A 13,566-nucleotide genomic window follows, 5' to 3' on the forward strand; every position below is an offset into this window, starting at 1 on the left:
AGTTGTTTGATTCCAAATGCACAGCATTAACCCGGTATGACCCGCGAGTAAGTGAAAAACTATGATAAATGCAAATCGTCCGATAATTAACCTCGACCTCGATCTGCTGAGAACCTTCGTTGCTGTTGCCGACCTGAATACCTTTGCGGCTGCGGCAGCTGCGGTATGTCGAACTCAGTCTGCGGTGAGTCAGCAAATGCAGCGTCTTGAGCAACTCGTGGGGAAAGAGTTGTTCGCGCGCCATGGACGCAACAAACTACTGACCGAACATGGTATACAACTGTTGGGTTACGCCAGAAAAATACTGCGCTTTAATGATGAGGCATGCTCATCATTAATGTTTAATAATCTTCAGGGAGTGTTAACTATCGGTGCTTCTGATGAATCAGCCGATACCATACTGCCTTTCCTGCTCAACCGAATAAGTTCGGTTTATCCGAAGCTTGCGCTGGATGTGAGGGTCAAGCGTAACGCCTACATGGTGGATATGCTGAAGTCGCAAGAAGTGGACTTGGTTGTGACTACCAACCGTCCTGGCGATTTTGAATGTCTGAATCTGCGTACCTCGCCAACGCATTGGTACTGTGCTGCCGAATATATTCTGCAAAAAGGTGAGCCGGTACCGTTGGTTCTGCTGGACGATCCGAGCCCGTTTCGCGATATCGTGCTGGCGACATTAAATGCTGCTCAGATCCCGTGGCGTCTGGCTTATGTTGCTTCAACATTACCTGCGGTTCGCGCGGCGGTAAAAGCAGGGCTCGGCGTCACTGCGCGGCCTGTTGAAATGATGAGTCCGGATTTACGCGTACTGGGCGCCGCCGACGGATTACCGCCATTGCCTGATACTGAGTATCTGTTGTGCTGCGATCCGTCCACGCAAAATGAGTTGGCAGAAGTTATCTTTAAGTCGATGCAAACGTATCAAAATCCTTGGCAATACAATCAGTTTACCCCGGAAGGGGGAGATGACTCGCTGATTGTTGAAGGCGACTTTGAGTAATCCGTCACAAAAAATCGTTTTAAAATGTTAGTGTAAAAAAGAGCCTCTGGTGATGAAAAAACATCCAGCGGCTCTTTTTTTATGTAAATATTGCCGCTTTATGTCATTTGCTATACTAAAACTTAACAAAATCAGAAGGTAAAAAAACGGCCTGACACCTGGCTGAAAAATAAGCAGCAGCGTTACTAATTGTTTCCATGTTAAAAAACTAGAGAAATTGTTGCTGTTTTTTATGGTGAATTAACAAAAGCGTGTCACAGATCAAGAAAATACTCCCATTTAGGGGGAGGCATCTGGGTGAATTCCTGTCAAAATAGGTGAGTATTATCTTTTTTACTTCACTACGGACACGATTCAACAACATTAAAAATGACCGATGATGCGATCGAAATTGGTCTAAATAGCACTTTATGTTAATGAAGTTGGAGCGGTGTAAAATAATGTGAGGAAACTTTTGTTAAAGTTGACAAAAGGTTATAGAAAGGAGTAAAAAACCCCATCAATTAGCTGTATAAAATGGTTTTTCACAGTGATTGTAAGGTTTTTTTTATTCCTCCCCATGAATCGATGTGGCGTTCATCTGCCGAAAAGAGCAGAGAATTTGGCGCTACTTTTGATGAGTAAGCAATGAGTATGTCAACATCCACTGAAATCATCGCTCATCACTGGGCATTCGCTATCTTTCTTATTGTTGCCATTGGCCTGTGCTGCCTGATGCTCGTCGGCGGCTGGTTTTTAGGTGGTCGCGCGCGCGCGAGATCTAAAAACGTGCCGTTTGAATCAGGTATCGACTCGGTCGGCACCGCCCGCTTGCGCCTGTCTGCCAAGTTTTATCTGGTAGCCATGTTCTTCGTTATCTTCGACGTTGAAGCGCTGTATCTGTTCGCATGGTCAACTTCTATCCGTGAAAGCGGCTGGATTGGCTTTGTGGAAGCTGCAATTTTTATTTTTGTGTTACTGGCAGGTCTGGTTTATCTGGTGCGTATTGGCGCGCTGGACTGGACGCCCGCGCGTTCACGCCGCGAGCGTATGAACCCGGAAACGAACAGTATCGCTAATCGTCAACGCTAACCGCGAGGCATTAAGATGGATTATACGCTCACCCGCATAGATCCTAACGGTGAGAACGACCGTTACCCCCTGCAAAAACAGGAGATCGTAACCGACCCCCTGGAGCAAGAAGTTAACAAAAACGTGTTCATGGGCAAGCTGCATGACATGGTTAACTGGGGCCGTAAAAACTCAATTTGGCCATATAACTTTGGCCTTTCCTGCTGCTACGTTGAGATGGTGACCTCGTTTACCGCCGTGCACGATGTGGCCCGTTTTGGTGCGGAAGTACTGCGTGCATCGCCGCGTCAGGCTGACCTGATGGTCGTAGCCGGAACCTGCTTTACCAAAATGGCGCCGGTTATTCAGCGCCTCTACGATCAGATGCTGGAACCGAAATGGGTTATTTCCATGGGCGCATGCGCCAACTCCGGCGGTATGTACGACATCTATTCTGTGGTGCAGGGCGTTGATAAATTTATTCCGGTCGATGTGTACATCCCGGGATGCCCGCCGCGTCCGGAAGCGTATATGCAGGCTCTGATGCTGCTGCAAGATTCCATTGGCAAAGAACGCCGTCCGCTCTCCTGGGTGGTTGGCGATCAGGGCGTTTATCGCGCCAATATGCAGTCAGAACGCGAGCGTAAACGCGGCGAACGTATTGCTGTAACGAATCTTCGTACACCAGACGAGATTTAATTTGCGCCTGTCGGCAGCAGCACTTCCTTCGCTTATCACTACATAAATAGCGCGAAGCACTGCCGACCACCACGGACCATTTGCAATGGTGAACAATATGACCGACTTAACCGCGCAAGACGCTGTATGGCAAACACGGGATCACCTTGATGACCCGGTCATTGGCGAACTGCGCAACCGTTTTGGGCCGGATGCCTTTACCGTTCAGGCGACTCGCACCGGGGTACCTGTTGTTTGGGTCAAGCGTGAACAATTACTGGAAGTTGGCGATTTCTTAAAGAGACTGCCGAAACCTTACGTCATGCTGTTTGACTTACACGGCATGGACGAACGTCTGCGTACGCACCGCGAAGGCTTACCTGCCGCGGATTTTTCCGTTTTCTATCACCTGATCTCCATTGAACGCAATCGCGATATCATGCTCAAGGTGGCATTGTCTGAAAACGACCTGCGCGTACCGACGTTCACCAAACTGTTCCCGAACGCCAACTGGTATGAGCGTGAAACCTGGGAAATGTTTGGCATCGACATCGAAGGTCACCCGCACCTGACGCGTCTGCTGATGCCGCATACCTGGGAAGGTCATCCGCTGCGTAAAGACTACCCGGCGCGTGCGACCGAATTCGATCCGTTTGAGCTGACCAAAGCCAAACAGGATCTGGAAATGGAATCACTGACCTTCAAACCAGAAGAATGGGGTATGAAGCGTAGTTCCGAAAACGAGGACTTCATGTTCCTCAACCTCGGTCCTAACCACCCGTCTTCTCACGGTGCGTTCCGTATTGTGCTGCAGCTTGATGGCGAAGAAATCGTCGACTGCGTGCCTGACATCGGCTACCACCACCGTGGCGCTGAAAAGATGGGTGAACGTCAGTCCTGGCATAGCTACATTCCGTACACCGACCGTATCGAGTACCTCGGCGGCTGCGTTAACGAAATGCCTTACGTACTGGCCGTTGAGAAACTGGCTGGCATCACCACGCCGGATCGCGTCAACGTGATTCGCGTTATGTTGTCTGAACTGTTCCGTATCAACAGCCACCTGCTGTACATCTCCACGTTCATCCAGGACGTCGGCGCGATGACGCCGGTCTTCTTCGCCTTTACCGACCGTCAGAAAATCTATGACGTAGTGGAAGCGATCACCGGTTTCCGTATGCACCCGGCCTGGTTCCGTATCGGCGGTGTGGCACACGATCTGCCGCGCGGTTGGGACAAACTGCTGCGTGACTTCCTCGACTGGATGCCAAAACGTCTGGATTCCTACGAGAAAGCCGCACTGCGTAACACCATCCTGAAAGGCCGTTCGCAGGGCGTTGCCGCTTACGGTAAGAAAGAAGCGCTGGACTGGGGTTGTACCGGTGCTGCGCTGCGTGCGACCGGTATTGATTTTGACGTGCGTAAAGCGCGTCCATACTCTGGCTACGAAAACTTTGACTTTGAAGTCCCGGTTGGCGGCGGCGTGTCCGACTGCTATACCCGCGTGATGCTGAAAGTTGAAGAGCTGCGCCAGAGTCTGCGCATCCTTGAGCAGTGCCTCAACAACATGCCGGAAGGCCCGTTCAAAGCGGATCACCCGCTGACTACGCCGCCGCCGAAAGAGCGCACGTTGCAACATATCGAAACCCTGATCACCCACTTCCTGCAGGTTTCGTGGGGACCGGTTATGCCGGCAAACGAGTCCTTCCAGATGGTGGAAGCGACCAAGGGTATTAACAGTTACTACCTGACCAGCGATGGCAGCACCATGAGTTACCGTACCCGTATCCGTACCCCGAGCTATGCGCACCTGCAGCAGATCCCGGTAGCGGTACGTGGCAGCCTGGTGTCCGACCTTATCGTCCACCTGGGTAGTATCGATTTTGTTATGTCAGATGTGGACCGCTAATTATGCACGAGAATCAACAACCACAAACCGAGGCTTTTGAGCTGAGTGCGGCTGAGCGTGAAGCGATTGAGCACGAGAAGCACCACTACGAAGACCCGCGTGCGGCGTCCATTGAAGCGCTGAAAATCGTTCAGAAACAGCGTGGCTGGGTGCCGGATGGGGCGATCTATGCGATCGCTGATGTGCTGGGGATCCCGGCAAGCGACGTAGAAGGTGTTGCCACGTTCTATAGCCAGATCTTCCGCCAGCCGGTAGGTCGCCACGTGATCCGCTATTGCGACAGCGTGGTGTGCCATATCAACGGCTATCAGGGGATCCAGGCTGCGCTTGAGAAAAAACTCAACATCAAGCCGGGGCAGACGACCTTTGACGGTCGTTTTACGCTGCTCCCGACCTGTTGCCTGGGGAACTGCGATAAAGGGCCGAACATGATGATCGATGAGGATACTCATGCTCACCTGACCCCGGAAGGCATTCCCGAACTGCTGGAGCGGTATAAATGAAAGACATTATCCGTACTCCCGAAACGCATCCGCTGACCTGGCGTCTGCGTGATGACAAACAGCCGGTCTGGCTGGACGAATACCGTAGCAAGAACGGCTACGAAGGTGCACGTAAGGCCCTGACCGGGCTGTCACCGGACGAAATCGTTAATCAGGTAAAAGACGCTGGCCTGAAAGGGCGCGGCGGTGCGGGCTTTTCCACCGGTCTGAAGTGGAGCCTGATGCCGAAAGACGAATCCATGAACATCCGTTACCTGCTGTGTAACGCCGATGAAATGGAGCCGGGTACCTATAAAGACCGTCTGCTGATGGAACAACTGCCGCACCTGCTGGTGGAAGGCATGCTGATCTCCGCGTTTGCGCTGAAAGCGTACCGTGGTTACATCTTCCTGCGTGGTGAATATATCGAAGCGGCTGTGCATCTGCGTCGCGCGATTGCCGAAGCAACCGAAGCCGGCTTGCTTGGCAAAAACATCATGGGCACCGGTTTCGACTTCGAACTGTTTGTCCACACCGGGGCAGGGCGCTATATCTGCGGTGAAGAGACGGCGCTGATTAACTCCCTTGAAGGTCGTCGTGCTAACCCACGCTCTAAGCCGCCGTTCCCGGCAAGCTCTGGCGCTTGGGGTAAGCCGACCTGCGTTAACAACGTCGAAACCCTGTGTAACGTACCAGCTATCCTCGCGAACGGCGTGGAGTGGTACCAGAACATTTCGCAGAGTAAAGACGCGGGCACCAAGCTGATGGGCTTCTCCGGTCGCGTGAAGAACCCTGGCCTGTGGGAACTGCCTTTCGGTACTACCGCGCGCGAGATCCTCGAAGATTACGCGGGCGGCATGCGCGATGGCCTGAAATTCAAAGCCTGGCAGCCGGGCGGCGCGGGTACTGACTTCCTGACTGAAGCGCACCTCGATCTGCCGATGGAATTCGAAAGCATTGGTAAAGCCGGTAGCCGTTTGGGCACCGCGCTGGCAATGGCTGTCGATCACGAGATTGGCATGGTTCCTCTGGTGCGTAACCTGGAAGAGTTCTTTGCCCGCGAGTCCTGCGGCTGGTGTACGCCGTGCCGTGACGGTCTGCCGTGGAGTGTGAAAATTCTGCGCGCGCTGGAGCGTGGCGAAGGCCAGCCTGGGGATATCGAGACGCTTGAGCAACTGTGTCGTTTCCTCGGCCCGGGTAAAACCTTCTGTGCACACGCACCGGGTGCGGTGGAGCCGCTGCAGAGCGCCATTAAATATTTCCGCGAAGAATTCGAAGCTGGCATCAAGCAGTCCTTCAGCAATACCCATCAGATTGGTGGTATTCAGCCGAACCTGCTGAAAGAGCGCTGGTAATAGCAGGGTAACCCTGAATCGCGATCAGAAATTCGATTAACGCTCGGTTTTAGACCGAGCCAACTGGAAGCATGCTGACTATGGCTACGATTCATGTAGACGGCAAAGAATATGAGGTCAACGGAGCGGACAACCTGCTGGAAGCTTGTCTGTCTCTCGGCCTTGATATTCCGTACTTTTGCTGGCACCCGGCGCTGGGAAGCGTCGGTGCTTGCCGCCAGTGTGCGGTGAAGCAATATCAAAACGCGGAAGACACGCGTGGTCGCCTGGTGATGTCTTGTATGACACCGGCCACCGAAGGCACCTTTATTTCAATTGATGACGAAGAAGCGAAGCAGTTTCGCGAAAGCGTAGTGGAGTGGTTGATGACTAACCACCCGCACGACTGTCCGGTCTGTGAAGAGGGCGGTAACTGCCACCTTCAGGATATGACCGTCATGACCGGTCATAGCTTCCGTCGCTACCGCTTCACGAAGCGTACTCACCGCAACCAGGACCTGGGGCCGTTCATCTCTCACGAAATGAACCGCTGCATCGCCTGCTATCGCTGCGTACGTTACTACAAAGATTACGCCGATGGCGCGGATCTGGGCGTCTATGGCGCACATGACAACGTCTACTTTGGTCGTCCGGAAGACGGTACGCTCGAAAGCGAATTCTCCGGTAACCTGGTGGAAATTTGCCCGACCGGCGTCTTCACCGATAAAACGCACTCCGAGCGTTATAACCGTAAATGGGACATGCAGTTTGCGCCGAGCATCTGCCAGCAGTGTTCTATTGGTTGTAACATCAGCCCGGGCGAGCGCTACGGTGAACTGCGTCGTATCGAAAACCGCTACAACGGTACCGTTAACCACTACTTCCTCTGCGACCGTGGTCGTTTTGGCTATGGTTACGTGAACCTGAAAGACCGTCCGCGTCAGCCGGTACAGCGTCGTGGCGATGACCTGATCACGCTGAACGCCGAACAGGCGATGCAGGGCGCGGCAGATATTCTGCGTCAGTCGAAGAAAGTGATTGGTATCGGCTCACCGCGTGCCAGCGTTGAAAGTAACTTCGCGCTGCGTGAACTGGTCGGTGCGGATAACTTCTATACCGGTATTGCCCAGGGCGAGCAGGAACGTCTGCAACTGGCTCTGAGCGTGCTGCGTGACGGCGGTATTCATACCCCGGCACTGCGCGAAATCGAGACATACGATGCGGTTCTGGTCCTGGGCGAAGATGTCACCCAAACCGGCGCGCGCGTTGCGCTGGCAGTGCGTCAGGCGGTGAAAGGTAAAGCGCGTGAAATGGCGGCGGCGCAGAAAGTGGCCGACTGGCAGATTGCGGCAATCCTCAATATTGGCCAGCGCGCCAAGCACCCGCTGTTCGTTACCAACGTCGATAACACCCGTCTGGATGATATCGCGGCATGGACCTACCGTGCGCCGGTTGAAGATCAGGCGCGTTTAGGTTTCGCGATCGCTCATGCGCTGGATAACAACGCACCGGCGGTTGACGGTATCGACCGTGACCTGCAGAACAAAATTGACGTCATCGTTCAGGCTCTGGCCGGGGCGAAGAAACCACTGATTATTTCCGGTACCAACGCCGGTAGCGCCGACGTGATTCAGGCTGCTGCCAACGTTGCGAAGGCGCTGAAAGGCCGTGGCGCAGACGTCGGAATCACCATGATTGCTCGCTCTGTTAACAGCATGGGGCTGGGTATGATTGGCGGTGGTTCCCTCGACGACGCGCTGACCGAACTGGAAACCGGTCGTGCTGACGCCGTTGTGGTGTTGGAAAATGACCTGCATCGCCATGCTTCAGCAACGCGTGTGAACGCCGCGCTGGCGAAAGCGCCGCTGGTACTGGTTGTTGACCATCAGCGCACGGCTATTATGGAAAACGCCCATCTGGTGCTTTCCGCCGCTAGCTTCGCCGAAAGCGATGGTACGGTAATTAACAACGAAGGTCGCGCCCAGCGTTTCTTCCAGGTCTATGACCCATCCTACTACGACAGCAACACCGTAATGCTGGAAAGCTGGCGCTGGCTGCACTCGCTGCACAGTACCGTGCAGAGTCGTGAAGTGGACTGGACGCAGCTCGACCATGTTATCGACGCGGTCGTTGAGAAGTTACCGCAGTTGGCGGGTATTAAAGATGCCGCGCCGGATGCAAGCTTCCGTATCCGTGGACAGAAACTGGCACGTGAACCGCACCGCTACAGTGGTCGTACCGCAATGCGCGCCAACATCAGCGTTCACGAACCACGCCAGCCGCAGGACAAAGACACCATGTTCGCTTTCTCTATGGAAGGGAACAACCAGCCGTCTGCGCCGCGTTCGCAAATTCCGTTTGCCTGGGCTCCGGGCTGGAACTCCCCACAGGCGTGGAACAAGTTCCAGGATGAAGTGGGCGGTAAACTGCGTCATGGCGATCCGGGCGTGCGTCTGATCGAAGCTTCTGCAGATGGTCTGGATTACTTCACAACCGTTCCGGCGAGCTTCCAGGCTCAGGATGGTCAGTGGCGTGTCGCGCCTTACTATCATCTGTTTGGTAGTGACGAAATGTCCCAGCGTGCGCCTGTCTTCCAGACCCGTATGCCGCAGCCGTACATCAAACTCAACCCGGCTGATGCCGCGAAGTTGGGTGTTAATGCCGGTACGCGCGTATCTTTTAGCTACGATGGCAACACGGTTACGCTGCCGGTTGAAATCGCTGAAGGATTAACGGCAGGGCAGGTTGGTTTGCCAATGGGTATGCCTGGCATCGCGCCGGTTCTGGCTGGTGCACGTCTTGAGGATCTGCAGGAGGCACAACAATGAGTTGGATTACACCCGATCTGATTGAGATCCTGCTGAGCGTTCTCAAAGCGGTCGTGATTCTGCTGGTGGTGGTCACCTGCGGGGCATTCATGAGCTTTGGCGAACGTCGTCTGCTCGGTCTGTTCCAGAACCGTTACGGACCGAACCGTGTTGGCTGGGGCGGTTCGCTCCAGCTGGTTGCGGACATGATCAAGATGTTCTTTAAAGAAGACTGGATCCCGAAATTCTCGGATCGCGTCATCTTTACCCTGGCACCGATGATCGCCTTCACCTCGCTGCTGCTGGCTTTCGCCATCGTGCCGGTGAGTCCGAACTGGGTGGTTGCTGACCTGAACATCGGGATCCTGTTCTTCCTGATGATGGCAGGCCTCGCGGTATACGCGGTGCTGTTCGCAGGCTGGTCCAGTAACAACAAATACTCGCTGCTCGGTGCGATGCGCGCGTCTGCGCAGACGCTGAGCTACGAAGTATTCCTCGGACTTTCCCTGATGGGCGTGGTGGCGCAGGCCGGTTCATTTAACATGACCGACATCGTCAACAACCAGGCTGATATCTGGAACGTTATTCCGCAGTTCTTTGGTTTTGTCACCTTTGCCATCGCGGGCGTGGCGGTGTGTCACCGTCACCCGTTTGACCAGCCAGAAGCCGAGCAGGAACTGGCCGACGGTTACCACATTGAATACTCCGGTATGAAATTCGGTCTGTTCTTCGTGGGTGAGTACATCGGCATCGTCACCATTTCTGCACTGATGGTTACCCTGTTCTTCGGTGGCTGGCATGGTCCGTTCTTACCGCCATTCGTCTGGTTCGCGCTGAAAACCGCGTTCTTCATGATGATGTTCATTTTGATTCGTGCGTCGTTACCGCGTCCTCGTTATGACCAGGTAATGTCCTTCGGCTGGAAAGTCTGTCTGCCGCTGACGCTCGTCAACTTGCTGGTAACGGCGGCTGTCATTCTCTGGCAGGCGCAATAAGGGACACAAAGACCATGACCTTAAAAGAATTGTTCGTAGGTTTCGGCACCCAGGTACGCAGTATCTGGATGATCGGCCTGCATGCGTTCGCGAAACGCGAAACGCAGATGTATCCGGAAGAGCCAGTCTATCTACCGCCCCGTTTTCGTGGTCGTATCGTTCTGACCCGTGACCCGGACGGCGAAGAGCGCTGCGTTGCCTGTAACCTGTGTGCGGTAGCGTGTCCGGTAGGCTGTATCTCTTTGCAAAAAGCAGAGACCAAAGATGGCCGCTGGTATCCGGAGTTTTTCCGCATTAACTTCTCACGCTGCATTTTCTGCGGCCTGTGCGAAGAAGCCTGTCCGACAACGGCTATTCAGCTGACTCCAGATTTCGAGCTGGGTGAGTACAAGCGCCAGGACCTGGTTTACGAGAAAGAGGATCTGCTGATCTCCGGTCCGGGTAAATACCCGGAATATAACTTCTACCGGATGGCAGGTATGGCAATCGACGGCAAAGATAAGGGCGAAGCAGAGAACGAAGCCAAGCCTATCGACGTCAAGAGCCTGTTACCGTAAGGAGAGGGGCAATGGAGTTCGCTTTTTATATCTGTGGCCTGATAGCCATTCTCGCAACCTTGCGGGTGATCACCCACACCAATCCGGTACACGCACTGCTGTACCTGATTATTTCGCTGCTGGCGATTTCCGGGGTGTTCTTCTCGTTAGGTGCTTACTTCGCGGGGGCGCTGGAAATAATCGTCTACGCGGGCGCCATCATGGTGTTGTTCGTGTTCGTGGTCATGATGCTCAACCTCGGTGGTTCTGAAATTGAACAGGAACGCCAGTGGCTGAAACCGCAGGTGTGGATTGGACCGGCGATTCTGTCGGCCATCATGCTGGCGGTTATTGTTTATGCCATTCTGGGTGTTAACGATCAGGGCATCGACGGGACGCCAATTAGCGCGAAAGCTGTCGGTATTTCCCTGTTCGGACCGTATGTACTGGCGGTCGAGCTGGCTTCGATGCTGCTGCTGGCAGGTCTGGTTGTGGCCTTCCACGTAGGGCGCGAAGAGCGTTCTGGTGAAGTGCTGAGCAATCGCACCGATGACCGCGCGAAAAGAAAAACGGAGGAGCACGCATGATCCCCTTACAACATGGACTGATCCTCGCGGCTGTCTTATTCGTACTGGGCTTAACCGGTCTGGTTATCCGCCGCAATCTGCTGTTTATGCTGATCGGGCTGGAAATCATGATTAACGCCTCCGCGCTGGCCTTCGTGGTCGCCGGAAGCTACTGGGGCCAGACCGATGGTCAGGTGATGTATATTCTCGCCATCAGCCTTGCGGCTGCGGAAGCGAGCATTGGACTTGCGCTGTTGCTGCAACTTCATCGCCGTCGCCAGAACCTGAACATCGATTCAGTAAGTGAGATGCGTGGATGAACATGCTTGCCTTAACCATTATTCTGCCATTTATTGGCTTTGTATTACTGGCGTTCTCTCGCGGTCGTTGGTCAGAAAATCTGTCCGCGACCGTGGGTGTCGGGTCGATTGGCCTGGCGGCGCTGGTGACCGCGTTTGTTGGCGTTGACTTCTTTGCTAATGGTCAACAGGCCTACAGCCAGCCGCTGTGGACGTGGATGTCTGTCGGTGACTTCAATATCGGTTTTAACCTGGTGCTGGACGGCCTGTCGCTGACCATGCTCAGTGTGGTGACCGGTGTGGGTTTCCTGATCCACATGTTCGCCTCCTGGTATATGCGCGGTGAAGAGGGATACTCCCGTTTCTTCGCCTACACCAACCTGTTTATCGCCAGCATGGTGGTTCTGGTACTGGCGGATAACCTGTTGCTGATGTACCTCGGCTGGGAAGGCGTGGGCCTGTGCTCCTATCTGCTGATCGGTTTCTATTACACCGATCCGAAGAATGGCGCTGCGGCAATGAAAGCCTTCGTCGTGACCCGTGTGGGTGACGTGTTCCTCGCCTTCGCATTGTTTATCCTCTACAACGAGCTGGGCACGCTGAACTTCCGCGAAATGGTGGAACTGGCACCTGCTCACTTTGCAGATGGTAACAACATGCTGATGTGGGCAACCCTGATGCTGCTGGGCGGTGCGGTGGGTAAATCCGCGCAGCTGCCGTTGCAGACATGGCTTGCTGACGCGATGGCAGGTCCGACGCCTGTCTCCGCGCTGATCCACGCCGCGACGATGGTTACCGCCGGTGTCTACCTGATTGCACGTACTCACGGCCTGTTCCTGATGACGCCGGAAATCCTGCATCTGGTGGGGATTATCGGGGCTATCACTCTGGTACTGGCTGGTTTCGCCGCGCTGGTACAGACCGACATTAAACGCGTTCTCGCGTACTCCACCATGAGCCAGATTGGTTATATGTTCCTGGCTCTCGGGGTTCAGGCGTGGGACGCGGCGATTTTCCACCTGATGACGCACGCCTTCTTTAAAGCGCTGCTGTTCCTGGCATCTGGCTCGGTTATCCTGGCCTGTCACCACGAACAGAACATCTTCAAGATGGGCGGTCTGCGTAAGTCTATTCCGCTGGTGTATCTCTGCTTCCTGATCGGTGGCGCGGCGCTGTCGGCTCTGCCGCTGATTACCGCAGGCTTCTTCAGTAAGGATGAGATTCTGGCCGGTGCGATGGCGAACGGTCATATTAATCTGATGGTTGCAGGTCTGGTCGGTGCGTTCATGACCTCTCTGTACACCTTCCGTATGATTTTCATCGTGTTCCACGGTAAAGAACAAATTCACGCTCACGCAGGGAAGGGGATTACACATCATCTGCCGCTGATTGTGCTGATGATCCTGTCCACCTTCGTTGGCGCACTGATTGTGCCACCGCTGCAGGGTGTACTGCCTGCGACAACCGAGCTTGAGCATGGTCGCGTGATGACCCTGGAAATTACCTCCGGTATCGTCGCGATTGCAGGCATTCTGATCGCTGCATGGCTGTGGCTGGGTAAACGTACTCTGGTGACGTCGATTGCCAACAGTGCGCCAGGCCGTCTGCTGGGTACCTGGTGGTATAACGCCTGGGGCTTCGACTGGCTGTACGACAAAGTGTTCGTCAAGCCGTTCCTGGGCGTTGCATGGCTGCTGAAACGCGATCCGCTGAACGCAATGATGAACATTCCGGCGATCCTTTCCCGCTTTGCAGGTAAAGGCCTGTTGTTAAGCGAGAACGGCTATCTGCGTTGGTATGTAGCATCAATGAGCATCGGCGCCGTCGTTGTGCTGGCTCTGTTGATGGTACTGCGTTGATCGTAAAGTGAATTTTATCCAAATTCGTTGAAAATCAGGCCTCTATTAGGG

At 54.3% G+C, this 13,566-nt stretch carries 12 protein-coding genes; all 12 read left to right on the top strand.

Annotated elements, in window-relative coordinates; genetic code table 11:
* Nucleotides 1-61: 61 nt before the first annotated feature.
* The 12 genes from lrhA to nuoL all read left to right on the top strand — a co-directional run bounded on the left by lrhA (nucleotide 62) and on the right by nuoL (nucleotide 13,515).
* Nucleotides 62-1,000 (top strand): transcriptional regulator LrhA, encoded by a 939-nt coding sequence (gene lrhA / locus HV350_RS08325; RefSeq protein ID WP_016153838.1) that lies wholly within the window; start codon nucleotides 62-64, stop codon nucleotides 998-1,000.
* Nucleotides 1,001-1,627: 627 nt separating this feature from the next.
* Nucleotides 1,628-2,071 carry an NADH-quinone oxidoreductase subunit NuoA gene (nuoA, locus tag HV350_RS08330; protein ID WP_003028077.1) on the top strand — a complete coding sequence of 148 codons (444 nt, stop codon included), beginning with the start codon at nucleotides 1,628-1,630 and terminating at the stop codon, nucleotides 2,069-2,071.
* A 15-nt stretch (nucleotides 2,072-2,086) separates the two neighbouring features.
* The gene (nuoB, locus tag HV350_RS08335) at nucleotides 2,087-2,749 is read left to right on the top strand and encodes an NADH-quinone oxidoreductase subunit NuoB (RefSeq protein WP_003028075.1); all 663 of its coding nucleotides are present in this window, start codon (nucleotides 2,087-2,089) and stop codon (nucleotides 2,747-2,749) included.
* An 85-nt stretch (nucleotides 2,750-2,834) separates the two neighbouring features.
* The gene (gene nuoC, locus HV350_RS08340) at nucleotides 2,835-4,637 is read left to right on the top strand and encodes an NADH-quinone oxidoreductase subunit C/D (RefSeq protein WP_016153837.1); all 1,803 of its coding nucleotides are present in this window, start codon (nucleotides 2,835-2,837) and stop codon (nucleotides 4,635-4,637) included.
* A gap of 2 nt (nucleotides 4,638-4,639) precedes the next feature.
* Nucleotides 4,640-5,140 (top strand): NADH-quinone oxidoreductase subunit NuoE, encoded by a 501-nt coding sequence (nuoE, locus tag HV350_RS08345; RefSeq protein WP_003028069.1) that lies wholly within the window; start codon nucleotides 4,640-4,642, stop codon nucleotides 5,138-5,140.
* Nucleotides 5,137-6,474 (top strand): NADH-quinone oxidoreductase subunit NuoF, encoded by a 1,338-nt coding sequence (nuoF, locus tag HV350_RS08350; RefSeq protein WP_016153836.1) that lies wholly within the window; start codon nucleotides 5,137-5,139, stop codon nucleotides 6,472-6,474. The genes nuoE and nuoF overlap by 4 nt, the downstream gene beginning before the upstream one ends.
* A gap of 80 nt (nucleotides 6,475-6,554) precedes the next feature.
* Entirely contained in the window at nucleotides 6,555-9,281 is a 2,727-nt protein-coding gene (gene nuoG, locus HV350_RS08355; protein WP_181630227.1) for an NADH-quinone oxidoreductase subunit NuoG, read from the top strand.
* Nucleotides 9,278-10,255 carry an NADH-quinone oxidoreductase subunit NuoH gene (gene nuoH / locus HV350_RS08360; protein ID WP_016153834.1) on the top strand — a complete coding sequence of 326 codons (978 nt, stop codon included), beginning with the start codon at nucleotides 9,278-9,280 and terminating at the stop codon, nucleotides 10,253-10,255. Before nuoG ends, nuoH begins: the two co-directional genes overlap by 4 nt.
* A 14-nt stretch (nucleotides 10,256-10,269) precedes the next feature.
* The gene (nuoI, locus tag HV350_RS08365) at nucleotides 10,270-10,812 is read left to right on the top strand and encodes an NADH-quinone oxidoreductase subunit NuoI (RefSeq protein ID WP_003028062.1); all 543 of its coding nucleotides are present in this window, start codon (nucleotides 10,270-10,272) and stop codon (nucleotides 10,810-10,812) included.
* An 11-nt stretch (nucleotides 10,813-10,823) separates the two neighbouring features.
* Nucleotides 10,824-11,378 carry an NADH-quinone oxidoreductase subunit J gene (nuoJ, locus tag HV350_RS08370; RefSeq protein WP_016153833.1) on the top strand — a complete coding sequence of 185 codons (555 nt, stop codon included), beginning with the start codon at nucleotides 10,824-10,826 and terminating at the stop codon, nucleotides 11,376-11,378.
* The gene (gene nuoK, locus HV350_RS08375) at nucleotides 11,375-11,677 is read left to right on the top strand and encodes an NADH-quinone oxidoreductase subunit NuoK (protein ID WP_006683663.1); all 303 of its coding nucleotides are present in this window, start codon (nucleotides 11,375-11,377) and stop codon (nucleotides 11,675-11,677) included. The genes nuoJ and nuoK overlap by 4 nt, the downstream gene beginning before the upstream one ends.
* Nucleotides 11,674-13,515 carry an NADH-quinone oxidoreductase subunit L gene (gene nuoL, locus HV350_RS08380; RefSeq protein WP_016153832.1) on the top strand — a complete coding sequence of 614 codons (1,842 nt, stop codon included), beginning with the start codon at nucleotides 11,674-11,676 and terminating at the stop codon, nucleotides 13,513-13,515. Before nuoK ends, nuoL begins: the two co-directional genes overlap by 4 nt.
* Nucleotides 13,516-13,566: the final 51 nt, after the last annotated feature.

This window comes from Citrobacter sp. RHBSTW-01013 (assembly GCF_013781985.1).
GTDB lineage: Bacteria > Pseudomonadota > Gammaproteobacteria > Enterobacterales > Enterobacteriaceae > Citrobacter > Citrobacter braakii.

Bases quoted from the DNA above. Each gene is read 5' to 3' on its own strand.
- nuoE (WP_003028069.1), top strand. From the start codon at position 4,640: ATGCACGAGAATCAACAACCACAAACCGAGGCTTTTGAGCTGAGTGCG.
- nuoH (WP_016153834.1), top strand. From the start codon at position 9,278: ATGAGTTGGATTACACCCGATCTGATTGAGATCCTGCTGAGCGTTCTC.
- nuoK (WP_006683663.1), top strand. From the start codon at position 11,375: ATGATCCCCTTACAACATGGACTGATCCTCGCGGCTGTCTTATTCGTA.
- nuoB (WP_003028075.1), top strand. From the start codon at position 2,087: ATGGATTATACGCTCACCCGCATAGATCCTAACGGTGAGAACGACCGT.
- nuoL (WP_016153832.1), top strand. From the start codon at position 11,674: ATGAACATGCTTGCCTTAACCATTATTCTGCCATTTATTGGCTTTGTA.
- nuoG (WP_181630227.1), top strand. From the start codon at position 6,555: ATGGCTACGATTCATGTAGACGGCAAAGAATATGAGGTCAACGGAGCG.
- nuoF (WP_016153836.1), top strand. From the start codon at position 5,137: ATGAAAGACATTATCCGTACTCCCGAAACGCATCCGCTGACCTGGCGT.
- nuoJ (WP_016153833.1), top strand. From the start codon at position 10,824: ATGGAGTTCGCTTTTTATATCTGTGGCCTGATAGCCATTCTCGCAACC.
- nuoC (WP_016153837.1), top strand. From the start codon at position 2,835: ATGGTGAACAATATGACCGACTTAACCGCGCAAGACGCTGTATGGCAA.
- nuoI (WP_003028062.1), top strand. From the start codon at position 10,270: ATGACCTTAAAAGAATTGTTCGTAGGTTTCGGCACCCAGGTACGCAGT.
- lrhA (WP_016153838.1), top strand. From the start codon at position 62: ATGATAAATGCAAATCGTCCGATAATTAACCTCGACCTCGATCTGCTG.
- nuoA (WP_003028077.1), top strand. From the start codon at position 1,628: ATGAGTATGTCAACATCCACTGAAATCATCGCTCATCACTGGGCATTC.